Annotated in this window: 16 protein-coding genes and 3 pseudogenes; 8 read left to right on the forward strand and 11 right to left on the reverse strand. The window is 69.2% G+C overall.

The window, feature by feature from the left end:
* Nucleotides 1–147: 147 nt before the first annotated feature.
* From ACX28W_RS06570 to ACX28W_RS06580, 3 genes are all read right to left on the reverse strand, one after another.
* Nucleotides 148–1,263 carry a GNAT family N-acetyltransferase gene (locus ACX28W_RS06570; RefSeq protein ID WP_458997790.1) on the reverse strand — a complete coding sequence of 372 codons (1,116 nt, stop codon included), beginning with the start codon at nt 1,261–1,263 and terminating at the stop codon, nt 148–150.
* Between the two features lie 415 nt (nt 1,264–1,678).
* Nucleotides 1,679–2,491 (reverse strand): hypothetical protein, encoded by an 813-nt coding sequence (locus ACX28W_RS06575; RefSeq protein WP_458997791.1) that lies wholly within the window; start codon nt 2,489–2,491, stop codon nt 1,679–1,681.
* Complete coding sequence (locus tag ACX28W_RS06580; protein ID WP_458997792.1) at nt 2,488–2,865, reverse strand: hypothetical protein; 378 nt, start codon at nt 2,863–2,865, stop codon at nt 2,488–2,490. Before ACX28W_RS06580 ends, ACX28W_RS06575 begins: the two co-directional genes overlap by 4 nt.
* A gap of 68 nt (nt 2,866–2,933) precedes the next feature.
* Here ACX28W_RS06580 and ACX28W_RS06585 point away from each other — a divergent pair, with 68 nt between their 5' ends.
* On the forward strand, nt 2,934–7,598 hold the full coding sequence (locus ACX28W_RS06585) for a CHAT domain-containing protein (protein WP_458997793.1): 4,665 nt from the start codon (nt 2,934–2,936) through the stop codon (nt 7,596–7,598).
* Between the two features lie 26 nt (nt 7,599–7,624).
* Here ACX28W_RS06585 and ACX28W_RS06590 read toward each other — a convergent pair whose 3' ends face one another.
* On the reverse strand, nt 7,625–8,131 hold the full coding sequence (locus ACX28W_RS06590) for a hypothetical protein (RefSeq protein ID WP_458997794.1): 507 nt from the start codon (nt 8,129–8,131) through the stop codon (nt 7,625–7,627).
* A gap of 385 nt (nt 8,132–8,516) precedes the next feature.
* Between ACX28W_RS06590 and ACX28W_RS06595 the strand changes: the two genes are divergently transcribed.
* From ACX28W_RS06595 to ACX28W_RS06610, 4 genes and pseudogenes are all read left to right on the forward strand, one after another.
* Nucleotides 8,517–9,239, forward strand: a complete 723-nt coding sequence (locus ACX28W_RS06595) for an FAD binding domain-containing protein (RefSeq protein ID WP_458997795.1) — start codon at nt 8,517–8,519, stop codon at nt 9,237–9,239.
* Nucleotides 9,240–9,402: 163 nt separating this feature from the next.
* Nucleotides 9,403–9,755 (forward strand): annotated as a pseudogene (locus ACX28W_RS06600) (MmyB family transcriptional regulator); the annotation flags it as partial.
* A pseudogene (locus ACX28W_RS06605) lies at nt 9,754–10,042 on the forward strand (transposase); the annotation flags it as partial. The pseudogenes ACX28W_RS06600 and ACX28W_RS06605, both read left to right, overlap by 2 nt.
* A gap of 68 nt (nt 10,043–10,110) precedes the next feature.
* Nucleotides 10,111–10,347, forward strand: a pseudogene (locus tag ACX28W_RS06610) (GNAT family N-acetyltransferase); the annotation flags it as partial.
* A gap of 270 nt (nt 10,348–10,617) precedes the next feature.
* Here the strand turns inward: ACX28W_RS06610 and ACX28W_RS06615 are convergent.
* From ACX28W_RS06615 to ACX28W_RS06640, 6 genes are all read right to left on the reverse strand, one after another.
* Nucleotides 10,618–12,468, reverse strand: coding sequence for a right-handed parallel beta-helix repeat-containing protein (locus ACX28W_RS06615; protein WP_458997796.1), 1,851 nt, complete (start codon nt 12,466–12,468; stop codon nt 10,618–10,620).
* A gap of 707 nt (nt 12,469–13,175) precedes the next feature.
* Nucleotides 13,176–14,174, reverse strand: coding sequence for a LacI family DNA-binding transcriptional regulator (locus tag ACX28W_RS06620; protein WP_458997797.1), 999 nt, complete (start codon nt 14,172–14,174; stop codon nt 13,176–13,178).
* Nucleotides 14,171–16,018 (reverse strand): glycoside hydrolase family 36 protein, encoded by a 1,848-nt coding sequence (locus ACX28W_RS06625; RefSeq protein ID WP_458997798.1) that lies wholly within the window; start codon nt 16,016–16,018, stop codon nt 14,171–14,173. The genes ACX28W_RS06620 and ACX28W_RS06625 overlap by 4 nt, the downstream gene beginning before the upstream one ends.
* A gap of 8 nt (nt 16,019–16,026) precedes the next feature.
* Nucleotides 16,027–16,878, reverse strand: a complete 852-nt coding sequence (locus ACX28W_RS06630) for a carbohydrate ABC transporter permease (protein ID WP_458997799.1) — start codon at nt 16,876–16,878, stop codon at nt 16,027–16,029.
* Nucleotides 16,875–17,819, reverse strand: coding sequence for a carbohydrate ABC transporter permease (locus ACX28W_RS06635; RefSeq protein WP_458997800.1), 945 nt, complete (start codon nt 17,817–17,819; stop codon nt 16,875–16,877). The genes ACX28W_RS06630 and ACX28W_RS06635 overlap by 4 nt, the downstream gene beginning before the upstream one ends.
* Entirely contained in the window at nt 17,816–19,207 is a 1,392-nt protein-coding gene (locus ACX28W_RS06640; protein ID WP_458997801.1) for an ABC transporter substrate-binding protein, read from the reverse strand. The genes ACX28W_RS06635 and ACX28W_RS06640 overlap by 4 nt, the downstream gene beginning before the upstream one ends.
* Nucleotides 19,208–19,449: 242 nt before the next feature.
* On the opposite strand from ACX28W_RS06640, the gene ACX28W_RS06645 reads away from it, so the two are divergent.
* The gene (locus ACX28W_RS06645) at nt 19,450–21,444 is read left to right on the forward strand and encodes a carbohydrate-binding protein (RefSeq protein ID WP_458997802.1); all 1,995 of its coding nucleotides are present in this window, start codon (nt 19,450–19,452) and stop codon (nt 21,442–21,444) included.
* A 451-nt stretch (nt 21,445–21,895) separates the two neighbouring features.
* Here the strand turns inward: ACX28W_RS06645 and ACX28W_RS06650 are convergent, their stop codons facing one another.
* The gene (locus ACX28W_RS06650; protein WP_458997803.1) at nt 21,896–22,630 is read right to left on the reverse strand and encodes a FadR/GntR family transcriptional regulator; all 735 of its coding nucleotides are present in this window, start codon (nt 22,628–22,630) and stop codon (nt 21,896–21,898) included.
* Between the two features lie 107 nt (nt 22,631–22,737).
* Between ACX28W_RS06650 and ACX28W_RS06655 the strand changes: the two genes are divergently transcribed.
* On the forward strand, nt 22,738–23,619 hold the full coding sequence (locus ACX28W_RS06655) for a carbon-nitrogen hydrolase family protein (RefSeq protein WP_458997804.1): 882 nt from the start codon (nt 22,738–22,740) through the stop codon (nt 23,617–23,619).
* A 49-nt stretch (nt 23,620–23,668) separates the two neighbouring features.
* Nucleotides 23,669–25,048 (forward strand): APC family permease, encoded by a 1,380-nt coding sequence (locus tag ACX28W_RS06660; protein ID WP_458997805.1) that lies wholly within the window; start codon nt 23,669–23,671, stop codon nt 25,046–25,048.
* The last annotated feature ends 33 nt before the right edge of the window (nt 25,049–25,081 follow it).

The following is a 25,081-nucleotide window of genomic DNA, read 5'->3' on the forward strand; positions in this document are numbered from 1 at the left end:
GGAACACAGCGCGCTCTCACGAGCGTCGGTCAGGGCCGACCGGGATTGCGGCCGGGCAGGCTCTCGCCGTCGCGGTCGGGGAGGCCGCGACGACGGGCGGTAGGGACAACGGGAACACGGTGCGAAAGCCGGCAGGGGGAACCCTGCTCATCGTGCGCGCGGTCCCGCTCCGCCGAAGTCGACCCGGCCCGACGTGCGCAGCGTGCCGACCGTCTTCAGCAGGCGGTCGGCCGGTTCCCGCAGTGCGGGATGGGCCAGGACCGTGTTCCGCAGGCCGCGCACCGGTCTGCGCCACAGCCGGTGGGCCGCCGCCACCGGGTGCGGGCGGGTCGCGAATCCTTCGCCCACGCGCAGCTCGCGGGTCTTGAGCCAGTCCTTGTACTCCTTGTCGCCGCGTCCCAGATCCATGACCCGCACACCGTGCCGGCCCGCGGCCTCGGCCGTCCGAAGGTGCATCATCAGCCCGGGCGAGTAGTAGTGGAACTCGGGGTCGTACGCGGTGAACCAGGCCGCGAACACCGTGCGCGATCTCGGCCCGAAGTGCGCGGCCACCGGCCGGTCGCCGGCGTACAGCACGGACAGCACGCCGGTGAAGTGCTCGTCGCGGACCTGGAACAGATGGTCCACCAGGTCCACGATCCACGGCCGCGCGAACCGGTCCATCCGTCCGGTCCTGCGGTATTGGGCGGACTTCCACTCCATGAGCCTGTGCAGCACCTTCGGATCACGCTCGTCGAAGACGAACCGCAACTCGCCCACGTCGCGCCCCAGGCGGCGTTCCTTCTTCAGTGTCGTCTTGGCCAGCCCCGGGTACGCGGCGCGCAGCCACTCCGCGTAAGTGCCGCCGCCGTCCTTCAGATCGACCACCGGTGAGGCGAACGTCCCCGTGACGTATCTGCCGAAGGGCTTCTGCTCCTCGACGAGGTGGTCGAACTCGAAGACGGACAGTCCGCACGCCCGCAGCAGTTCCTGGGGGTCCCAGGTGACCCCGGGGCGGTGCACGAGGGCCTGGCAGTCGGAGAGGCCGAGACCGATGGCCCGGCCGACGCCGAAGGAGTTGCGCTCGTACGGAAAGAAGCCGACGGGTTCGCCGTTCTCATGCAGGACCGCCACCTGCGCCCCACCGTGGTACCTGCCGATCCCGGCCGCGAACTCCGGTGCCAGGAAGGGGTTGCCGTAATCGGGCGACTCGTCCATCGTCTCGTGCCAGGCCCGGCGAAGCGTGGTGCTCAGCTCCTCGGGTCTGTGTGTCGTGATGTCCACCTCAGATCAACCGCCCTTCCGCAGGCTCCGCGAGGGAGGTACCGGTCGCTGTGCAGGCCCGTAGGGCGTGTGGATCCCTGTTCACGGATCGCATGGGCGACCGTCCCCCCATTTCCCCCATGACGCGTTGTCCGCGTCCTGCCACTTCTTTGGCCCTCTGCTCGTCCACGCCGTGTACGCGCGCTCGCTCCACGGTGGATGACCGAGGCGCGAACCGAATGACGGGGCTCAAACGTTGCGAAACAGTACGCACGCTGTCAAGGGTGCCTGTCGTAACGGATGGGTGCGGATCGGATGGCCCGGTCCACTCAGGGCATCCGGTGCATGCAGAACAACACCTCCGCCGACGCCCGTTCCAGGCGGCGGAGGTCTGCGCACGGCTGTCGGCCGCGGAAACCATCCCCCGAGTCGAGGGTCATCTGCCCTTGTGCATCTGGTCGTTCACTCGATCGGCCAGTTCCGTGGTCATCCCGGCGCTGGGCAGCGGCTGATTGAGGGCGGTGAGCAGCATCGTCAGGTGGGTGTCCACGGTCGCTTCGATCAGTGCGCTCAGCGTGACGGCGTGCTCCCTGGCCCGCACCCATCCGGTGCCGACGACACATGTCCCGATGACTGCGGCCGGGAACCACCACATGCCGACCACGAGATACAGCAGCCCCCATCCGGTGACCACGGAGGCGGACTGGAACTCGGCGTTGGCGGCCTGCACCGGGCTGCGCTCACTTTCGGGGAGCAGTACCCACAGCCGCGGCCACACCAGCCCAAGCCGCAACCCGTGGTACTGGGCGGCGATCCCGGCGTCGGCCAGCCGGAATTGTTCGCCGATCCAGGTCGGCCGTTTCGGCAGGTACTCGGGCACCGGGCGCACACCGGCCCGCTCCGCGGCCGCGACCGCCCGCCTGCGGCGCAGCCGCACCAATGCGCGGGCGAGTGGGCCACGCCACTGGCCGAACCACACCGCCTGCACCAGTCTGCCCGTCGCCTTCGCGAGCAGGGCCGCGGCGCCCGCACCGAGCAGCAGGCCGACCACGCGGACCCCGACCGACACCTCGGAGCCGTTCATGAACTGGGTGATCCTGGTCTGCGCCAAACCGATGTCGAGAGCATCAGCGTGCCCGAGCAGGTCGGCACAGAGGACCGACACCACGAACAGCGCTCCCGGCAGCAGCACCGTCGCGGCCCACCGTTCGGCCAGTTTGCCCCCGATGGACGACAGGAGCGTCGTCATGGTGCCGGAGTCATCGGCAGGCCGTCGAACAGGGCGCACACCGGCGGCCTGCCCCGATCGTCGCGCTCGGCACGTCGGGGGCAACGGCGTTGCGGGCAACGGTAATTGCCTCGCCCAACCGAGGGAACGGCGTCGATTCCCGGTGCGAACACCACGTCCGACCCCGGCTCGGCACGCTGGGGGTCGGGTGGCTGCGCCGCCCCGGCCAGCCCGAAGTTCCGGCACATCGCCAGCGGCGACGCGCCGTCGCGTACCCGTGCCTCGGCCCGGGCCAGTCTGTCGGTCCAGAATCCCTCGGCCGCGCTCTCGCGCAGGACCGGCAACCCGGCACACCACAGTGCCATGGCACCGGCCTCGTCGAGTTCACCGTCCACATGCCCTCCCCCTGTGCTTTCCTTCTGGGACAACGCTATCGGGTCAACCAGGAAAAATCGGGGGGAAGTTGTCGACCGACCGCGCCCAAGCACTGGCCCGGCTGCGGGCCGGCACGGATCTGGCGGATCCCGCGGTGCTCGCCGCCGCGGCGGCCGCGATGTTCCCGTTGTACGAGACCGAGCCGACTCCACCGGAGGTGGCTGTCGCGGTCGGCACCCTGCACTGGCGGCGGCAGGCCACGCTGCCGATCGGCCATTACGCCGAGTGGGAGCGTGACTTCGCCCAACTGTGCTTCGTACTGGCCCGGCCGCAGCTGCCGGCGGAAGCGCGGTCCTGGTTGGACGAACAGCCCGATCTCGGACCGTTCGACGAACGCCTGTGGATGAGCTACCCGGGCATGCTGATGCACCTGTCCCACGATCCCGGTGTGCTGGCGGCAGTCGTCGCGCTGGCCCGAGCGGCCGCCGCGGCGACGGGTGAGGCCCTCAATCTGGCTTGCCTTGCCGACGCACAACGGATGACGGCCCGTGTCACCGGAGACGAGAACCTTCTCGTCGAGGCGGTGGCGACCGCCGCGGCGGCGGTCGACGCGGCGGGCCCGGACGACCCGGACCTGTGCGGCTACCTCGTCGCGCTCGCCGCGGGGCAATACGATCAGGCGGAGCGCACCGGTTCTCCCGCGGCCTTCGACGCCGCGATGCGGACCATGCGTGCCGCGCTCGATCACACCCCGGACGATCACCCCGACCGGCCCGTGTTCGAGGGCAATCTCGGCACGCTGCTGCTGAGCAGCTTCAAACTGACCGGCTCCACGCGGGACCTGGAGGGGGCGGTCGAGATGCTCACCGCCGCGTCGCGAGCCACTCCGGTGGATCACCCGGACCGATGGAACTGCCTCTCCACGCTGGGATTCGCCCTCCTCCAGCGGTTCGAGCGGGCCGGAGCGGACGGCGATCTCACCGAAGCGGAGACGGCGGGCCGGGCGTCCGTGGCCCTCACCCCGGACGGCCATCCGGGCCGCGGCATGGCCCTGATGAATCTGGCGAACACGCTGAAAACGCGCTTCGACAGGACGGACCGGCTCTCGGCCCTCACAGAGGCCGCCGACCTGCTGCGCGCCGCGGTGGCGATCACCGAGGACGGGCATCCGATGCTGGCCCTGTGCCTGGGCAACCTCGGTCTCGTACTGACCGAGAGATACATGAGAACGGAAGAGGACCGCGACCTGGACGAGGCGATCGCGGTGCTTCGGGCCGCGCTCGCCCGAGTTCCGACCGGGCACCCGAACTCCGTCGCCATGCTGCTGAACCTGGGGAACTCGCTGCGCAAGCGCCACGAGCGGACCGGTGACGGGGCGGTGCTCGCCGAGGCGACCGACCTGCTGCACCGCGCGCTGGACACGGCAGCTCCGGACCACCCGGACCGGTTCCTCCTGCAGAGCAGCCTCGGATCCGCGCTGCGGGACCGCTTCCAGCACACCGGCGACGTGGCCCACCTCGACGAAGCCGTGCGGCTTCTGCGAGCCGCGGTCGACTCGGTACCGCGCGATCACCCGCGCCGCATTTCGATGCAGGCCAACCTCGCCATTGTGTTGTCCTCGAGGTTCGGCTGCGGGGGTCCACCCGCTTTGTTGGACGAGGCGATCGAACTGTCCCGGTCCGCGGCCGCCGCACTGCCTGTCGACCATCCCGCCCGGACGCAGCATCTGTCGAATCTCGGCGCGGACCTCGACGACCGGTTCAAACGGTTCGGACGCCTCGATGATCTCGACGAGGCCGTCGACATCGGCAGAACGGTGCTGGCGGCGTTGCCCGAGGAGCACGCGGACCGGATCCGGCGGATGTCCAACCTCGGCAAGGCGCTGTATGCCAGGTACGAGCGACTGGGCGACGTCGCCGACCTGGACGAGACCGTCTCCCTGCTGCGGGCGGTGGTCGCGGGCACGTCGCAGGACCATTCCCGGTATCCCGCTCGACTGGCCGACCTGGCAGTGGCCCTGCAGGCCAGGTACGAGCGGTTCGATCGGACCACCGATCTGGAAGAGGCCCTGCGGAGCAAGCAGGCCGCGGTGGCGGCCGCTCCGTCGGACCACCCCGGCCGGGCGCTGTACCTGTCGAACGTCGCCATCAGCCACCAGACCAGATACCTGCGGTTCGGAGACCCGAAGGACCTGCACGCGGCCGTCGACGCCGCCCGACTCGCCCTGCGGGCAACCCCGGACGACCACCCCGACGTGGTCAGCCGACTGGGGACACTCGGCAACACACTGATGGTGCGGTTCCGGCGCGAGGGGGACCTCGCCGACCTCGACGAGGCCATGGACTCGGGCAGACGCATGGTGGCGCTGCTGCCCGCCGACCATCCCCACCTCGGAAAGGCCCTGTCCCAACTGGCGCGTGTGCTCGGCGCGCGCTTCGAACGGCTGGCGCGGCTCGCGGACCTGTCCGAGGCGATCGACGTCAGCAGGCGCGCGGTCGCCGCGACCGAGGCGGACGACCCCGGCGTGTTCACCTACCGGGAGAACCTGGCTGGTCACCTGCGCATGCGGTACGACCGGGTGGGAGATCTGGCCGATCTGGACGCGGCCATCGCGGACCTGCGCGCGGTGGCCGATGCGATGGCCCACGATCAACCCAGCCGGGCCATCGTGTTGTTGAACCTGGCCGGCAACCTCGGCGCCCGGTTCGAGAGGTCCGGTGACCTCGCGGAGATCGACGAGGCCACCGATCTCGGGCGGGCCCTCGTGGCGAAGACTCCGGCCGACCATGCCGACCTGCCGATCAAGCTCAGCCGACTGGGCAGGACGCTGATGGCGCGTGCGGAACTCGCGCCGGATTCCGAGGTGTTGGACGAGGCCGTCGCGGTCACACGCGCCGCCGTCGAGGCGACTGCGGCGGGTGACCAGGAACTCGCCGTGCGGCAGGGAAGCCTGAGTGCCGTACTGCAGCTGCGGTTCACCAGGACCGGGGCCGTCGGGGACATCGCCGAGGCCGTCGCGGCGACCGACGCCGCACTGCGGGCCACGCCGGACGGCCACCCTCGGCGCGCCACGGCCCTGTTCAGTCTCGGCCGATCCCTCTCCCTGCGCTGGACGGTCAGCGAGTCGGAGGCCGACCTGGACGGAGCCTTCGACGCCTACCGGGCCTCAGTGGGCGACCCGGTGGGCCAGACCAAGATCCGTGCGCGTGCGGCGTTGTTCTGGGGCCTGCTGGGCGAACAGGCAGGCCGGCACGGCACCGCGCTTGCCGGGTTCACCCAGGCCGTAACACGGCTGCCCAGGCTGGCCTGGGTCGGGTCGAGCCGGGCGACCAGGGAACACTCCCTGCGCGAATGGCAGGGGCTGGCGTCCGCCAGCGCGGCGGCCGCACTGTCCGCCGGGGAACCCGAGCGTGCCGTCACCCTGCTGGAACAGGGCAGATCGGTGCTCTGGACACAGGCACTCGGCCTCCGGGACGACTTCTCCGCGCTGCGGGCCGTCGCCCCGGAGCTCGCCGACCGGCTCCGCACCCTCGCCGTCGAACTCGACACACGCGACCCGGAGGAGGCCCGCGATCAAAGGATCCGGCTCGCCGACGAATGGGACACCCTGCTCGCCAAGGCGAGGGCGTTGCCGGGCCAGGCGGACCTGCTGCGCACGCCGTCCTTCGAGACGCTGTGCCGGGAGCTGGGCGAGCACCCAGTGGTGATCGTGAACCTCCATGTCACCCGGTGCGACGCGTTGATCGTCGCGGACGGCTCGGTCACCGTTGTCGAACTGGCGGACCTGTACACCGAGGCGCACACGAGGGGCGACGTGTACCTGGCCGCCCGGGAGGCCCTGGACCACCCCGGCACCCCGGGCCCGGCTCGGGCGGCCGCGGAACAGACCGTGCTGGCCACCCTGGAATGGCTGTGGGACAGCGTCGCCGAACCGGTGCTGGCCCGGCTGGGGGACGCGCGAGGAGACGAGTTGCCGCGCATCACCTGGTGCCCGACGGGCCCGCTGACCGTACTGCCGTTGCATGCGGCCGGCTATCACGACCCGTCCGACGAACCGGCCGGGCGGACAGTCCTCGACCGGGCCGTCTCCTCGTACGTGCCCACCCTGCACGCGCTGGCCACGGCCAGGGAACCGCACACCCGCGCCCCGAAGAGCGACCGGATGCTCGTGGTGGCCATGCCGACAACCCCGTTCGCGGGCCTCGGGGCGCTGCCCGGCGCGCGCGAGGAAGCCGACCTCGTGTGCGCCCGTTTCGACGGCCGGCACACCACCCGGGTCGGGGCGCAGGCGACCAGGGCCGAGGTGATCGGAGACCTTCGCAGCCATGCCTACGTCCACTTCGCCTGCCACGGTGGGCTTCGGGTGGACGATCCCTCCGCGGGGGCGCTCTACTTGCACGACGGCCCGCTCACCGTACTCGACGTCGCCGCACTACGGCTGACCGGTGCGGAGTTGGCGTTCCTGTCCGCCTGCCAGACCGCAGTCGGCAGCATCAACCTGCTCGACGAAAGCATCCACATGGCCGGTGCGCTGCAACTCGCCGGATACCGGCAGGTGATCGCGACCTTGTGGAGGATTGCCGACCAGCCGGCGGCGGACATCGCCAGACGGGTCTACGACCTGGCGTCCGACGGCGACCGGCTGAACCTCACACGCACCGCACGTGCGCTGCACCAAGTCACGCGCGAACTGCGTGACGCCTGTCCGGGCAACCCTGCCCAGTGGGCCTCATACGTCCACACCGGCCCGTGAAGGCACCAACGAAGGCGCCTGCCCCGTCAGGACGAACTCGGGGCGGCGCTGGGTCCCATACCGCTCATGTGGATGATGGTGCCGCCGACGGTCGGACGGAACTCCTTGAGCACCTTCGGCTGGGCGCTGATCACCCAGCGCGATCCGACCAGATAGTTGCCCTGATACATGCTGATGGTGTCCAGCCACGTCTGCTTGTACTTCTCCTCGGGGAACGTGGTGATGAGGTAGTCGCCGGTCTTGGTGTGACAGATGCCTTCACGCAGTTCTTCGGCCTCGACACGGATCTTGACCTTGCACTTCGTGAGGCTCGCGATGACTTCGACTTTCGCCGGTGCCACGGCCTGGGCCTGTTGGGCGGATATCGCCGGCGTCTTCGACGACTTGCGCTCCGCCGCCGCTTCGCCCTCGCCCCCGCTGCACGCCGCGGCCAGGGGGAGGAGGGCCAGGCTTCCGGCGAGTGCGGCGCCGCGGACCAGACGGGCGCCGGTCGAGGTGCGGCCGAGGCGTGATCGCGGTTGCTGCTGTGGCACGTCGCTGCTCCGTATCCAGGCTGTTCCTGCCCGCGCGGGCGGACAGACGTACGAGAAGGGATACGGAAGAACACCGGAGGGCGTTCACCACGTATGTCACCACCAAGTGGGCGCTCGTCCAGACGTGGTCGAGGTGGCGCAGTCCCCCGGTACGAGCGGTGGCCGGCTCGGCCGGCTCCGGGACAGAGGTCGAACACGACCCTGCATAGGGCGCGAGGAGGCCGCCGAACTGCGCCCCGCGCAGCAGGGGCGCACAGAGCGAAGAAGAGAGCCCTGTATGCGCCCCGCGCGTGTGGGTAAGAATGCGCCATGTCAGTGATCACGTGGCTGAGGTGTCATGGCCCCTCATCCACCGCCAACTTTCCGAGAAGGCAGGTCGGTTGCCGTGCAGTTGCGTCTGCCCACGTCCGTGTCCGAAGCACAGGAGTGCCTGGCTGAGGGGGCGGTCCCGATAGGCGGGGCGACACTCGTGTGGGCCACCTGGCAGCGGGACGGCTTCCCCGATCAGGCCGTGTCGCTGCGCAATCTGCCGGAGGCCAACACGATCGGCCCCGAGGCGCTGGGCGCGGCCGTCATGTTGCACCAGGTCGACGACCGGGTGCCGGAGGTGCTGCGTCTGGCGGCCGCCACGATAGGGACCGGAGCAGTGCGCCGCACGGCCACGGTCGGCGGCAACCTCATCGGCAGCACGCTGCGCTGCCTGCTGCCCGCGGCCTACGTACTGGACGCTCGTGCCATGGTGCTGGAACCGGACAGGGTCTACGAGACCGACCTCGCCGAGGTGGTGGCCAAGCGTCACCTGCTGCTCGGCCTCCGCTGGCGTGAGCCGATCGTCAGCGGGTACCGCAAGCTGGCGAGCGAGGCGGGCGGACCGCCGCCCTTCGTCGTCGCCGCCGCCGTGCACGCCGACCCGGGCGGACCCCACCTCCTTCGTGTCGCCGTCCGCGACGGCTACGAGGTCCTCAGCGACAGCGCTGTCTGTGACGCCGACACCGCAGAGGTGCTCGACGCCCTGCGCCACACGGCCATCGGCACACTTCACCCCACCGCTTGGGAAACGGTCCGCCAACACGTCACCGACCTCTTGGCCCGCCCCGCCAACAAGTGAGACGCGATCGGCTGTCCTGACCCCTGGCGCGATCACGGCTCTCGGAGCGCGCTGGGGAAGAGCGGCGGCACGTGCGGGAAGGGACCGACAGCGTGGGGGTTACTGCTGATGGGGGTAATGGCAGGGTCTCTGAGAGACCGCGTGGCGCACCTACGCCGGCGGTATGGACAATCGGGCGGACATAAGCGCGTTTCTGAAGTCTCGCCGTGCCAAGATCACGCCCGAGCAGGCCGGTCTGCCCGTCTATGGCACCCGCCGGGTGAGCGGACTGCGCAGGAGCGAGGTTGCCTCGCTCGCCGGCAACGCGACGCCGGCCCGGGCGAGGCGTCGGCCCGCCCGGCCGTACGGCCGAGTGTGCAGCGGATCGTCGAGGGGATGCCGCAGCTGCCGGCATTCGCACAGAACAACCGCTTCGACGTCCTGGTCGCCAATCCGCTGGCGCGCGCTCGGTACTCCGAGATGTACACCGATCCTGCCTGTGAGGCGAACACGGCCCGCTTCGTGTTCCTCAGCCCTCACCGATGACGAGGACGAGCTGCTGGCGTTCTTCGACTTCCCCGCCGAGCACTGGATCCACCTGCGGACCGCGAACCCCATTGAGTCGACCTTCGCGACCGTGCGGCTGCGGACAAAGGTCACCAAGGGCGTCGGCAGCCGGGCCGGCCATGGTCTTCAAGCTGGTCGAGTCCGCCCAGGCCCGCTGGCGCGCGGTGAACGCACCCCGCCTCGTCGCCCTCGTCCGCGCCGGAGCCCGCTTCGAACGCGGCCACCTCATCGAACGCCCTGAGGCGGTGGCGGCATGAGCGCCGTTGGCCTGCGTCTCGCAACGCCGGCTGACAGCGAGTTCTGCTTCCACCTCCACAAAGCCGCTATGGGCGACTACGTCGCGGCAGTGCGGGGCTGGGACGAGACAGACCAACGCGACTATCACGAAAGCCATTTCGATCCGGACCGATGGCAGATCATCACCATCGACGGCACCGACGCAGGCATCCTGATCGTTGAGTACAGCTCGACCGAGGTCTACCTGGGGCACATCGAGCTCCATCCCCGCTACCAGGGACGCGGCATGGGCACCCAGCTCATTCAGTCTCTCATCGACACCGCAGCCAAGCGGGATCAGGACCTGCTGCTTGACGCCCCGGCCGTCGGCAGCCCACGGGAGCGGCACCTCGGCCAGTGCCTTCCGCAGCCGGCCGGCATCAATCCGTCCACGGGCCACCGCGGCGTAGAGGCGGCCATGGCCGCGGCGGCGTTCGCCCACCAACGACAGTTCGGCTCACGGCCTTCGTGCTGGACGTGTGTGTTCCTTGGTCGGAGCACATGTTCAGACGAAGGCCGCTTTGGCGTACCGCGGTTACCGAACCGAGTGATCAAGTCAGTCCGTGACCACGGAGGTGTTCAGGCCCTTGTCGTAGTGGTTGCGCGCGATCCGGATGCCTGAACTGCCGTGGAAGACGAACAGCGGGGAGGTGTACGGCGGGTGATCCGCTCCGTCCAGCCGCCGGACAGTGTTGCCGGCAAAAGCGAACCCGCCGACGCTCTTCGCGTTGACGACGGTGACGTCACCGATGTCGAACGAGTTGTGCTCGACCGAGATGTTGTGATGCACCGGGGCCGCCGGGTCGATGACCTGATTGGTCGGCTCCACGAAGATGACCGGACCGCTGGGCCGCGTGAACGAGTTCCCGCGGATCGTGAGGTCGGCGATCGGCCCGGACTCGTACCACTGGTAGGCGTCGGCGGAGACGTAGATGCTGGCCATGGACATCCCGTCGAACCGGTTACCGGTGATCAGGACAGGTTTGCGGGTGGTGACCAGCACGCCGCGGGTCGGCACGTTGCGGAACACGTTGCCGGATACGACGACCGACGGGGTGGCCGTGATGTTCTCGACGACCGTGCCGCCGATCTCGACCTCGGCGGGAACCGGCCGGTCGAAGGTGACGGTCATCGTGGTCAGCGGCTTCGTGTGGTCCATCCCGCTCGGCCCGTCGACCGCGGTGACCACCGCGTGCGCGTCCGCCAGCGGGGTCATCGTGCGCTTGGAGGCGAACTCGACCTCGTCACCCGGGGCGAACTGCGGGAATCCGGCGGTCTGCGGGTGTTCGTAGGCGAGGGTGAGGGTGGACGGCCCGGGCTTCCCCACGACTTCGAGGTAGGTACCGTGGATGTTGATCGGGTCGTCGTGCGGGCCGTCGAAGACACTCCTGGTGATCGAGACTTTCCCCTTGACGCCGGACATCTGCACGAAGTCCGCAAACGAGGCGGTCGACCGGCCGGACCTCGGATCGGGTGCGAAGTTCACTTTGTCGATGGAGATGTTCTCGCTGAACTGCCCCACCACACCGAAGGACTGGAGGTAGTAGGCGTTGATCGAGCGCATCGTGACGTTCTTGGACTCCCAGATGAAAGCGCCCGGTTCCGTTCGCTCGATGAGGCGCATCTGGTAGACGAGTCCGGCGTCCGTCGGCCGTGCCTCGGTGGTGTAGTCGATCCGGATCCGGCGGCCGCCGAGGTCCGTGACCGCGGCGACGTCGTTGAACAGCGGGTTGTCCGCGCGCCAGGTCCGTTGCGCCTTGGGGTCGTGGATCTGTGTGTACTGGAGTCCGTCGACACCTGACCAGTACGGCTGGCCGGTGGCCGGACTGGTCTCGCCGAGCCAGGTGACGTGCGTGCCGTTCACCTGGTACGGGCTGCCGGCCGGGATCTTCAGGACGCGGTAGGCGTGCCCGTCGGCGACACCGGTGGCGGCGACGGTCGCGTCGATGACCTCGGGGGCCGCGTAGTCGAAGGAGAAGTTCTTGAAGGTCACATTGGTCGAGCGGATCGACGCGAACGCCGTCTGAAGGCCGTGGTAGACGAGCTTGGCCCCGACGCCGTCGATGGTGACGTCGTGCATGTCCTCGACGAGCAGCCCGATCTTCTTGTCCCGGTAACGCTGGTCGGCGCCGACGGTGTTGGACACGTACAGCTCACGTGTCTCGGCCCGCTCGGGGAAGAGCTGGTAGGTGCCCTTCGAGAAGACGACCCTGACCGGCCGATCGACGCTCTTGGCGTGCCGCAGCGCCGCGGCGACAGCGGGCGTCGAGTCCGTCCGGCCGGTGGGGTCGGCTCCGTAATCGTCTACGTCGACCACCACCGGCGCCGCCGTCGGTGCCGCGGCGACAGGACTGCTGGCACCACCGAGCAACGCGAGTGCCACCCCAAGAAACACGAACCGAGACATAGCCCCTCCGAAGCATCCGCCAGCCACGAAACACCCGATGAATACGCGGAGTTGCCGCCAGTTTCTCGGTCGAACCTCCGTGCAGAGTCTCTATAGATCCGACCTCTAGGTCAATGGTATGGACGAGCAATGGCAACTGATACCGAGGGCCGACAGATCTTCAACTTCGCGTCCGACTCGACCAGTTCAGAGCCCACGGGGCGGAGATACCGTCTCCGTGGCAGCGACGGACGGCGGAAACACGGCGCGCCGCACTCGTTGACGTCACTGCCCCCGGGGCCGCCCCGGAGTGGGTGATCGGCCTCACTGGCGACACCATCGTCTGGCGCCGCGCGCACGAGAAGGCCGCCGTCGCCGTGAGCGGCCCGCCGACCGGTCCGCTCCTGCCTCGGCGACCGGGTCCTCCTCGTCCGCGAGGAGGACCTTGGCGGAACCGGTGGGGGCGCCGGTGGCGGCCTCGTCCTCCGGAGAGGACGAGGACACGAGCCGGGGATGGACGCCGGGTCGAGACCGGCGGCGTTCGTCGGTGGGGTGATCGAGCCAATGCGCTGTTCCACGGCCGGTAGTACGGCCAACAAACCTGTGCGAGCCCCAGCCGGATGCGAGACAGACCGCCATCGCGCGACGCATTGCGTCAGGATCGCCTGTACCGAACTCCGCGGCGCCGAGGCCGGTGCCCGGAAGGTTCCCCCGCCCCCTCACCCGCCTCACTCCATCCTCGGCGCCGCCGTGCTCGCGCGGATCACCAGTTCGGGGTCGAAGAGGAGTTCGCCGACGGGGACGTCGCGGTTGCCGACCAGGGCGAGGATGCTGCGAGCCACCTCCGAGGCCAGGCGGTCGGCCGGCTGGCGGACCGTGGTGAGCGGAGGGTCGACGAAGTCCATGATCATGGCGCCGTCGTAGCCGACGACCGACACGTCGCCCGGGACGTCGTACCCCTGACGGCGCGCGCCGCGGATCGCGCCCAGGGCCATGTAGTCGCTGGCGGCGACGATGGCCGTGGCGCCGCGGCCCAGCAGCGAGATCGCGGCGGACTGGCCGCCCTCGACGGTGTAGGACTGCCGGACCACCCACTGCTCCGGGTCCTCGACACCGCGTCTGGCGAGCGAGGAGACGAAGCCGCTGACGCGGCGGTCCGCCGGGCGGTTGCCGACCGGGCCCGATGCCATGCCGATGCGGCGGTGACCGAGCCGGTGGAGGTGGTCGACAGCAAGTTCGGCGGCCAGCAGGTCGTCGGTGGAGAAGACCGGCGCCTCGCCCCCGCCCTCGAACTGGCCGTTGACCCCGACGAACGGGATCCTGCGGGACCGCAGGAGTTCGTACGCCGCCGGGTCCGCGCCCTCGATCGTGTTGCTGGCCGAGAGGAAGACGACGGCTGCGACGCCCCGGTCGGCGAGGGAGGTCACGAAGTCCAGCTCCTGCACTCCGCCGGGGAAGCACGGGCACAGGACCGTCTTCAGGCCGTGGGGGGCGAGGGTGGACTCGATCCGTTCGCAGACGTCGGCGAAGAACGGGTTGGAGACGAACTCGGTGATGACCGCGATGAGCTGACCCCGCGTCTGCCGCTCGTACCCCAGGTCGGCCATCGCCTGCTCGACCGCCTCGCGGGTCTTGCGCGACACGCCTTGGCGCCGGTTGATGACGCGACTGACCGTGGCCTCGCTCACCTGCGCCCGGTCCGCGACCTCGGTGATGCCGACCTTCATACGGTTCCCTCCGTCACCCGTAGTGCCACCAGCCCCGAGCGAGGTACGGGCACGCTGTGCAGCCCCGGTGCCGGCGACCGTTCGCAGTCGTCGATGATACGTCCACGCTCGTCACGGACGGTCATGCGCAACGGGCGCTGCCCGCCGGTCACCTCGATCACAAGACGGTCCGACGCCGTGCCGTTGACCAGGGTGATGTCGTCGTACGCGGTGGTGTCGACGGGCACGATCCGGTCGCTGTGCACGGTGGTGACGCAGGCCGTTCCCCGTGCCGCGGTGACCAGGGTGTAGAGCTCGTCGGGCCGTCCGGGCTCGACGTCCCCGTGCAGCAGCACCGGCCGCAGCCGCCGCCATTCGGCGAGCCAGAACGCCAGCGTCTCGCGGTGCTCGCGGGACAGGCCGGTCAGCCGTACGGAGATCTGCGGGACGCAGTGCAGGGAGCCGATCAGCTGCCGTGCCACCGCGTGTGCGGGCGCGTCGCGGTCCCACAGGAGCATGTCGCCGTGGACCGCGCCGCCGACGGCGAGCAGGGCGGTGTCGAGCGTGCGCACCCGGTTGCCGGTGGCGTCGCCCGGGCAGTCGAAGGAGCGCAGCATGTTGCCGAAGGGTGCCATGCCGGGGCCGACGTAGGGCTGGCGCAGTTCCAGCAGCAGCCCGCCGTCGGGCCGCAGTTCTTCGAGCGCGGTGCGCAGGTCGGTGAGCAGCACGGTCATGGCCTGGCCGACATCGCTGATGTCGGTGCCTTCGTGGTGGGCGTACGCGCCGTCGCCGCGGTACGCCATGGCCTCGTCCAGAAAGTCGATCTTGAACCCGTCGAGGCCGTGGTCGGCGACCAGCCGGGTGCACAGGCGGATGACGTGGTCGCGGACCTCGGGGCGGCGCGGGTCGAGGACGTGGGCGCCGGGGACGCCGGCGGGCGCGGGGGCGTAGGGGGCGAGTTGTCCGGCGCAGTCGGCGCCCGGGCCGAGCAGCAGCGGGGCGACCCATGCCAGGTAGCGCAGGCCCTGCGCGCGTACGGCGGACACGTGCGCGGTGAAGTCGGGGAACTTCGCCGGGTCGGGGCGCCAGTCGCCGCACCCTGCGTAGCCGCGGCCGCTCCCGTATTCCTGCCAGCCGTCGTCGAGGATGAGCACCTCGCAGCCGAGGGAGGCGGCGACGCGGGCCTCGGCCTCGACCGATGGGGCGTCCACACGCTGGTTGAAGGCGTACCAGGTGGAGTAGACGGGCGCCTTGGCGCTGTCGTGGACCGGCATGGGGGCGCACTGCGGTTGCGTGGCGAACCACTTCCGCAGTCCGCGCATGGCCGTCGCGACCGTGGGCGCGGAGCGGGCGAGCAGGATGCGGCGCGGGGTGCCGTCGGGTGCGGGAGCCAGGTGCAGGTGCACCACATGGGTGTCGTTCTCCTCCGAGACCCCGAAGACGACATCGGTCTCGGGGACCGGGTCGGCGACGGCGAAGGTGAGCCGGGTGCGGCCGTCGTGGTCGTAGAGGCAGCCTGCGGCGGTGCCGTCGACGAGGCTGACGCGTGAGCGGCCCGCCCAGTCGGCGACGAGGGTGCGCTCCCAGCCGGCGCCCGGGTGCCAGTAGCCGGCCGCGTCGCCGAGCGGCACGCTCATCCGCACCTCCGTCGGCGCCGGCCCGCCGTCGGTCCGGATCTCCAACAGGGCCTGCCCGTCGCCGAGTTCGGTCAGCGTCCACTGCGCGCCGAAGCCCAGAGCGTGGCCGAGGACCGCGATTCGGACGCCGTCGAGAAGTGGCTCGTAGCGTGCCGGTGGCAGTTCGGCCGTGGTGACGGGCAGGATGGTCATGCCGGATGTGACACGTCGGGTGGTGCTCAGGGTCATTGCGGGGATCATTCCTTCACGGCACCGGCGAGGAGCCCGGAGACGAAATGGCGCTGGAGTGCGAGGAAGACGAGGGCCATCGGGATCGCGGCGAGGGCCGTGCCGGTGAGCAGGGCGCCGTAGTCGGTCTGGTCCAGGCCCTGGAGCGACGCCAGCGCGACGGGGATCGTGAACTCGCCGGCGTCGCGCAGGACGACCAGCGGCCAGATGAAGTCGTTCCACTGGAAGAGGAACAGGAAGATGGCGAGGGCCGCGAGCGCCGGTTTCATCGGCGGCAGGACGACCTTGAGGAAGAGCCTGAACTCCCCGCAGCCGTCCATCCGTGCGGAGTCGATGAGTTCGTCGGGCAGCGCGGCCATCGACTGCCGCATCAGGAAAATCCCGAACGGCAGGGCGAGGTTGGGCATGATGACGGCCTGGTAGGTGCCCAGCCACTCCAGGTCGACCATCATCTTGAACAGCGGGATCAGTGTGACCTGCGTGGGGATGACGAGCCCGAGCATCAGCAGCCCGAACAGCGCGCCGCTGCCACGGAAGCGGAACTTGGCGAAGCCGTATCCGGCCAGCGTGCAGATCGCTCCGGCGGCGATCGTGTAAATGACCGTGATCAGCAGCGAGTTGACGATGACGTCGCTGAACCGCGCCGACGACTCCAGGGTGGAGAGGTTGTCCATCAGGTGTCCGCCGGGCAGCAGCGGTGGCGGGCTGTCGAAGATCTCCTTGGAGCTGTGGGTGCTGGCGACGATCAGCCAGTAGAACGGCAGCAGTACGGCCGCCACGGCGATGGCCAGCGAGGAGGTCAGCAGGATCGACCGGGTGTGGGTGCGGGATCGCCGCGGCCGGGTGGCGGTGAGGGTCACGACTTCTCTCCCAGCAGGCGGAACTGCACGATGCCCAGGATGCCGATCAGGACGGTGAGGATGTACGTGACGGCCGAGGCGTAGCCGAAGTCGAAGTATTTGAAGGCGTTCTGGTAGAGGTACACGCCGATGGTGAGGGTGGCGTTGTCGGGCCCGCCGCCGGTCAGGACGTACGGCTCGTCGAAGAGCTGAAGGGTGCCGATGGTGGACAGCACCGTCGTCAGCAGGAGCGCGGGCCGTAGCCCCGGCAGCGTGACATGGCGGAACGACTGCCAGGCGGAGGCGCCGTCGACGGCCGCCGCGTCGTACACCTCGGTGGGCAGCGACTGGAGCCGGGCGAGGAAGATCACCGCGTTGTAGCCGGTGTAGTGCCAGGTCAGTACGAGGCCGAGGGAGATCTTGGCCCACAAAGGGTCGGTCAGCCAGGGGACCTCTCCGATGCCCACCAGGCCGAGCAGCCAGTTGACCAGTCCGTACTGGGTGTTGAGCAGGACGGCGAAGATGATGCCGTACGCGACCAGTCCGGTCACCGTCGGCAGGAAGAAGCCGAGTCGGAAGAAGGCGCGGCCGCGCAGGAGCGCGGAGTTGAGGGCGACCGCGATGCCGACAGCCAGCGCCAGCATGACAGGCACCTGGACGACCAGGATGATCGCGGTGTTCTTCAGCGCGGTCCACAGCAGTGGATCGTCCAGCGCCCGCGTGTAGTTGCCCGCGCCCACGAACTCCTGGGTGCCGTTGACATTCTCGTACAGGCTCATCAGGAACGACGAGCCGATCGGGTACAGCTTGAAGACCGCGAAGAGAACGAGCGCGGGGAGGATGAAGAGATACGGAACGGCCCGCCGGCGCAGGATCCGCGCGGTGGAGCGGGGCGCGGCTGCCGGGCGGGCGGCGCCGGCGGCGGCTTTCAGGACGCCGTCGGGGGTGGTGGTCGTGGTCATGAGGCGAGCTCCCGTCCGGTCTGGCGGGCGAGCTGGTCGGCGGCGTTGTGCAGGGCCCGGCCGGGGTCGGCCCCCTTGAGCAGCACCTGGGTCTGCGCGTCGGCGACGGTCTTGAGCGCGCGGGCGTAGTCGGCGGAGTAGTTGACGGCGGGTGAGCGCGCCTTGAGGGCGTTGAGGAAGATCTCGCCCTTGTGCTGGCCGCTGAAGAACGCCGACGGTTCGTGGAAGACGGGGGCCTCGTACGCCTCGAGCAGGGCGGGGGCGATGCCCTTGCTGCGGTAGATCGCCTCCTGCGATGCCGGCCTGGTCAGGACGTACTCGACGAACGCCCAGGCGGCGGCCTGGTGCATGCTGGAGCCGGCGACGGCGAGATGGGTGGAGTTGACGGTCGCGGCCGTGGTGCCGCCGGGCTTCACCGCCGGTGGGAGGCGGACCTTCCACTTGCCGGATTCCTTGGGGACCAGGCCCTCGATGATGCTGCCGAACCAGGTGGGCCAGGGCAGTACGGCCGCGGTGCCGGACTTGATGGAGTTCTCCAGCGCGGTCCAGCCGCCTGCCAGATCACTGACCAGGCCGGCGTCGTTCATCTCCTTGATGAGGGTCATCGCGGTGACGGCCTCGGGAGAGCTGAGGGTGATCCGGCCCTCGGCGTCGAAGTAGAACGTGCCCTGGAGCTGGAGCAGCATCTGGAAGAAGTTGGCGGCGTCCGGCTGGGACGCGGGCTTGTCGATGCCCAGCAGATGGACTCCGGTCTTCTTCTTGATCTTCTTCCCGGCGTCGATGGCGTCGTCCCACGTCGCCAGCGCCTCGCCGTCGACACCGGCGGCCTCGAAGAGGTCGGCCCGGTAGTAGAACCCGGCCGAATTGGCCTCCCAGGGAAGGGCGTTGACCTTGCCCTTGCGGGTGACGGTCTGCCACATGCCGTCGGCGAAGGCGTCACGGTAGCCGTCGGCGCCGAGCGGGCCGAGGTCGGCGAGACCGTCGGGGAACTTCTCGGTGTAGGCCGGGAGATAGTCGACGCCGATGTGCAGGACGTCCGCAAGGCCCTGCCCGCCGGCCGCCATGGCCGTGGTGATCTTGTCCCAGATCGCCGGGTTTCCGATGTCCTGCACGGTGACGTCGATCCCGGGATGCCGCGCCTTGAAGGCGGGGACCAGGGCCTTCATGGCGGCGGCGGGGCCCTGCCAGCTCCAGACGGTGATCGCGGCCCGGTCCGGGTCGCCGAGGCTCCCCGCCTTGGTGGCGCCGGTCACCGAGCAGGCACCGAGCAGCGAGGTCCCGGCCCCGGCGGCGAGCAGCGAACCGCCGAGCGCGAGCAGGCGCCGTCGGTCCAGACCGTTTCGCGGAGGGTCGTCCGGCGGTGGCTGGTTCAGGGGCGAGGCGTCCATGGCTGCTCCGGGGGTCCGGCGGGTGCGCGGCTCTTGTAGCGCGGCGAAGCTAACAAGCGATCGATCCCACTTGCAAGATATGAGTGAAAACTTTCTGCCTCACTGAACACTCAACATGGCACTCAGGATGCATGTCTTGCATGTTTCTTGCGTATGACCATTGAATCGCCTCTTCGGCCCCTGCTAGCTTTCCGCCACCACTCGGCCGCCCCGCCCGCTGTAACCGAAGACCGGGAGACCCGATGAAGCCCTCAAGGCTCATGCTGCTCACCGCTGTTGCCCTGCTCGCGCCGATGGCCCCCGCGCTGTCGGCCACGGCGGCGCCGGGAGACGGCGCGGCTCCCGCGTCGGACACCACCTCCGCCGCCCGCCCCCAACTCACCCTCGACGACCCGGGCTTCGAGAACGGCGGCACGGGCTGGACCTTCGGCACGGGCACCGGGGTCGGCACCGGCAACTCCCACGGCGGCGCCCGCTTCCTCTACCTCGACGCCGGAGCCGGCAAGAGAGCCGAGCTGACCCTCGTCGCGCCCCGGAACGGCAGCTACGACTTCTCCGCGTGGATCGGAAGCGCCGGCACCGGCGGCACGTACACGGTCCGGCGCAACGGCGAGACCGTCGAGACGATCACCCTGCCGCAGCGCGCCATGTACGCCCGATACACCGTCAGCCGCGTCGAGTTGAAGGCCGGCGACCGGCTGGAGATCACCTTCGGCTCCGGCAGCTCCTGGGTCAACGCCGACGACCTGATGATCTCGCCGGCTGCGCCCGCCGACCCCAAGGTCACCTCGTCCGACCCCGAGGTCGTCGAGATGTTCGGCTGGGCCAAGAAGAAGGCCAACAGCTGGGTGCAGCTGCCCGGCACGACGGGCCCGATCAACGTCGACGAGTACCAGACCGGCGGCACCGGCACCGCGCCGTACGCGGCCGGCTACTGGGCCGGATACGCCAACCGCAGCGCCTACTACTCCCGCGACATGACCCATCAGCTCGCCGGCGCCCACATCCTCGGCCTCGACGCCGAGAACAAGACGATGCTCCGCTCGTACGCGCAGTCGGCCACCGCCGCGCACAAGTACTTCCCGGTGTGGTCCCTCAACTTCGACGCCAAGACCTACCTGAGCATCGACTACAAGAGCCCGGACAACTACGTGCGCGAGGTGCCGGCCGTCTTCGAACTCGTCGAGAAGGCAGGCCAGGCGTACCTCTGGACCGGCGACCGGAGTTACGTGGACGACCCGACGCTGTGGGACTTCTACCAACACTCCACCGAGGAGTTCATCGACCTGCACAACAGCGCCAAGCCCAACGGCAAGGTCAAGGTCGCCGAAGGCACGGGCAACGGCATCTTCGCCGGCGCCGCCAGCTACAACGAGCAGGACGGCGACGGCCTCGCCGAGGCCGGGGACGGCATCGCCTCCCAGTACCAGGCGTATCTGGCGATGGCCACGCTCGCACGCGGCAAGGGCGACACCGCGCTGGCCAGGACATACGACCGGCGTGCCACCGATCTGAAGGCGTACTTCAACGACGACTGGAGCGGCAGCGGAAGCGGAGCCGACATGGTCCGCGCGTACACCACCTCCGGCACCCCGGTCACCGGCTGGGGCAAGGAGAACAGCGTGTTCGTGCCGCTGAAGCAGATCATCGATCCCGGCGCGCGGGGCGACGCCTATCTCGACTACATCCAGGCGCAGGAGTTGGGGCCGGAGGGGTCGCCCAACATCGAGTCGACGACGTACCTGCCCGACATGTTCTTCAGGAACAACCGCAACGACACCGCCTGGACGTGGATGAAGAAGATCTACGGCCAGCGGGAACTCCAGCACATCAACTCCAGCCAGGGCCCCAACGGTGACTACCCCGAGGTGTCGTTCACTCTGGTCAGCCAGACCGTCGAGGGCCTGATGGGCATCGCTCCGGACGCGGCGAACCGCACGGTGACCACACAGTCGCGGCTGCCGTCCGGCATGAAGTGGCTCCAGACCGCCGACATACCCATCGGCACGAGCACGATCACCGTGCGGCACGACGGCGCGACGAGGTCCACGCTGACGAACAACGCGCGCAGCGGCGCCTACCGCTGGGAGGCCCGCTTCCAGGGCGTCCACAAGAAGATCACGGTCAACGGTGTCCCGCAGCGCGTGCGGACCAAGACGGTCGACGGCGTGACGTACACGTACGCGACGCCGACGGTGCGCGCGGAGGCGACGGCGGTGGTGCAGGTCGCCGACTGACGCGAACGCTGCTTCCTGGTCCGCGCTGAGTCGTTCGCGCCCCGCCGATGCGCCTGGGAGCCGGGGTTGCCCCTATGGCTTTCGTCAACCCTGAGCCGCCATTCTTGAGGTGATTCGTCCGTAGCGGGTTCATGCCGCCAGGGCGACGTTCTTGGGCTCGCGGGGCTCGTAAAAGGTGAGTGACGGGGGCGAGTCCGGCGTAGGACGCGAGTCGGCCTCGGCTGCCGTGTGGCGCTGGGCATCGTTGGCCTCAGGCGTCTCGATCGAGCCCCTTACGCGCACCGTCAGCACGGCCCCACCGGCCGCAGACGCGTACGCGTCATCTGCGACCCCACGGCTCTACGGGGTGTACGCGGTGTACCGCTCGGGGACGGGAGCGACGATCAAGCCCGTCGCGGTGGATCCCGGGGTGAACGGTCGGAAAGAGGACACCAGGGGCCTTCACGAACTTTCAATCCGTGTTCATCAGGCCGACGAACATGGTGTGGTGGAGCACTTCGACGTGCTGTCGGGCCACTTCGCCGGCCTCGGCCGCGTCCTTGCGGCGCAGGGCGTCGATGAGCCGACGGTGCTCCGCGTTGGATTCCCGCAGAGCTTCCATCGGATAGGGCAAGTAGTAGCGGTAGAGCTCGCGAAGAACGGCGCTGTAGGGGGTTGTGATCGACGGGATGCCCGTCGCCTGCGCCAGCCGTAGATGGAAGCGCTCGTCGCCGCCGTGGAATTCCGCCCAGCTCGGCATGTGATCCATCTCCTCGACCAGGTCCTGCAGTTCGGACAGGTCGTCCTGTGAGGCGTGGGCCGAGGCGAGGTGTGCGATGCCGCATTCCAGGGCGAGTCGGTGGTCGATCAGGCGATGGACGGCAGCACTGTCGGAGCGGTACGCCTCCGCGCCGACAACCGTGCCGTGCATCGGGTTCTCGGCGACGTGCGTGCCGCCGTTGCGACCCCGTCTGCGTTCGAGAACGCCATCGGTGCACAGAGAGACCAGCGCCCGGCGGACGGTGATCTCGCCGACGCCGAGACCGCTGGCGATCTGCGCGGTGCCGGGAAGACGGTCTCCGGGTGCAAGCAGTCCGAGGTCCACGGCCAAGGCGATCCTGGCGCGCACGGCCTCCAGCGCGGACAGCCTGCTCACGCCGTTCAGGGTGGCGAAGGGGATTGTCGTGGTGCCGTCGGTACTGGCCATGTGCGTCACCCTAACGGGCGTGTCCGGGGAGGCGGCGCATTGTTCATGGAACTGGCCACTCAGGGAACCCCTTGCTTAACTGTTCATTCTGAACTAATTTCTCGCGCATGTCCCGCCCCCTTCCGCTTGCCCTCGCTCAGCTCCCTCCCATCCCTGCGAACACGCAGCTCAGGGACTTCGCTGCCGAGGTGGAGAGCATCCGGTCCCGCTTTCCGCATACCCGTATGGCAGTCTTCCCCGAGTTGCACCTCTGCGGCGTCGACGGCCTCGGCACAGAGACGCACGAGCAGTTGCGGGAGATCGCCGAGCCGCTGGACGGGCCCCGCGTCAAGGCGTTGGGAGAGCTGGCCGGCGACCTGGGCATGTGGCTGCTTCCCGGCACGGTGTGCGAACGCGGCCCCGAGGGGCAGCTGTACAACACCGCCGTCGCCTTCTCGCCCGAGGGCCGCCTGGCGGCCTCGTACCGCAAGATCTTTCCCTGGAGGCCCAGCGAACCCTACGACCCGGGCGACCGGTTCGTCGTGTTCGACATCCCCGGCACCGGACGGATCGGCCTCTCCATCTGCTACGACGCCTGGTTCCCGGAAGTCGCCCGCCACCTCGCCTGGATGGGCGCCGAGGTCATCGTCAACCCCGTGATGACCACCACCGCCGACCGGGCCCAGGAAACCGTCCTGGCCCGCGCCAACGCCATCGTCAACCAAGTGCATGTGGTCAGCGTCAACACCGCCGGACCCTTGGGCCGTGGCCATAGCCTTGTCGTCGACCCTGAAGGCCGCGTCCGCGCCGAAGCCACGGGGGACGGCAGCACCATCCTCACCGACGTCATCGACCTGGACGACGTGACACGTGTCCGGACGCACGGCACCGCAGGCGTGACCCGCATCTGGGATCAGTTCACCAACGACGACGCGCCCATCGACCTACCGCTCTACGGCGGACGAATCAACCCGCGGACCTGGCGTCCGCACGGCCGTCCGACGGCCTGAGCACCCCTGCGGCACCCCGCCCTGCCTTTCGAGTAACCCGGAGCGCTCCATGTCCCACGGCAACGATGCCGCACCCACACTCGCCCGTACCCTCGGGCTCAGAGCCGTCGTCCTGTTCGGTCTCGCCTACATGACCCCGATGATCGTCCTCGGCACCTTCGGCGTGGTCGCCACCGCCACCGGCGGCACCGTCCCTACCTCCTATCTGCTTGCTCTGCTCGCCATGCTGTTCACCGCGCAGAGCTACGGGCGCATGGCCGCCACCTATCCGGTGGCAGGTTCCTCGTACACCTACGTGCGCAAGGCCCTCGACTCGCGCCTCGGCTTCCTCGTCGGCTGGGTGACCCTGCTCGACTACTTCTTCCTCCCCATGGTCATCTGGCTCATCGGCGGCGCATACCTCCAGGCGCAGTTCCCCGGCGTCCCGCTCTGGGTCTGGATCGTCGGATTCATCGCCCTCACCACAGCGCTGAACGTCCGCGGCATCAAGACGGCCGAACGTGTCAACGACCTGCTGATGATCTTCCAGGTCCTGGTCATAGTGATCTTCGTGGCGCTGGCCCTACGCCACGTCTTCAATCTCGGCGGCACCGGCGCCCTGGCGAGTACCAGCCCCTTCGTGAACAGTGCCACCACGCTGGCCGGCGTCTCGGCCGGCGCCGCCATCGCCGCGTACTCCTTCCTCGGCTTCGACGCCGTCACCACCCTTACGGAAGAGACCACCAACCCGAAGCGCACGATGCCGCGCGCGATTTTGCTGATCGCTCTGATCGGTGGCGCCATCTTCGTCACGGTCGCCTACGCCACCCAGCTCGCCCACCCTGGCGCCAGATTCGACAACGAGGGATCGGCCGCCTTCGAAATCGCCAGAAGCATCGGCGGTGACCTCTTCTCATCGATCTTCCTCGCCGGACTCGTCGTGGCCCAGTTCGCCTCCGGCATCGCCGCCCAGGCCAGCGCTTCCCGGCTACTGCTCGCCATGGGCCGTGACGGCGCCCTGCCCCGCACATTCTTCGCCCGCGTCCACCCCCGCTACCGCACTCCCGCCTTCAACATCCTGCTGACCGGAGCGATCGGACTCATCGCGCTGAGCCTCGACGTGGCAACATCAACCTCCTTCATCAACTTCGGCGCCTTCGTCGCCTTCACCTTCGTCAATGTCGCCGTCATCGCCACCTACATCCGCATGCGCCGGGAAGGCGAGAGACCAAATCTGTTGACGTACGCCGTCGCGCCCACGATCGGCGCGGCCGTTGATCTCTACCTGCTGTACAACCTGGACGGCGCGGCGCTCACCCTCGGTCTCATCTGGCTGGGCCTGGGCGTCATCTATCTCGCCTACCTCACCAGGATGTTCCGCGAACCGCCGCCCGGCATGGCGTTCAACGAGGCAGAGGACTACCAGGAGACCGCATCCGTGGCCGGATGAATGTGCCTGTACGGCAGCGGTGCTCGTCATGAC

The sequence above is a fragment of the Streptomyces sp. SD15 genome (genome assembly GCF_054462255.1).

Coding starts and splice junctions, on each gene's coding strand:
- ACX28W_RS06575 (WP_458997791.1), bottom strand. CDS start 2,491: ATGACGACGCTCCTGTCGTCCATCGGGGGCAAACTGGCCGAACGGTGG.
- ACX28W_RS06615 (WP_458997796.1), bottom strand. CDS start 12,468: ATGTCTCGGTTCGTGTTTCTTGGGGTGGCACTCGCGTTGCTCGGTGGT.
- ACX28W_RS06620 (WP_458997797.1), bottom strand. CDS start 14,174: ATGAAGGTCGGCATCACCGAGGTCGCGGACCGGGCGCAGGTGAGCGAG.
- ACX28W_RS06625 (WP_458997798.1), bottom strand. CDS start 16,018: ATGACCCTGAGCACCACCCGACGTGTCACATCCGGCATGACCATCCTG.
- ACX28W_RS06635 (WP_458997800.1), bottom strand. CDS start 17,819: ATGACCACGACCACCACCCCCGACGGCGTCCTGAAAGCCGCCGCCGGC.
- ACX28W_RS06640 (WP_458997801.1), bottom strand. CDS start 19,207: ATGGACGCCTCGCCCCTGAACCAGCCACCGCCGGACGACCCTCCGCGA.
- ACX28W_RS06645 (WP_458997802.1), top strand. CDS start 19,450: ATGAAGCCCTCAAGGCTCATGCTGCTCACCGCTGTTGCCCTGCTCGCG.
- ACX28W_RS06650 (WP_458997803.1), bottom strand. CDS start 22,630: ATGGCCAGTACCGACGGCACCACGACAATCCCCTTCGCCACCCTGAAC.
- ACX28W_RS06655 (WP_458997804.1), top strand. CDS start 22,738: ATGTCCCGCCCCCTTCCGCTTGCCCTCGCTCAGCTCCCTCCCATCCCT.
- ACX28W_RS06660 (WP_458997805.1), top strand. CDS start 23,669: ATGTCCCACGGCAACGATGCCGCACCCACACTCGCCCGTACCCTCGGG.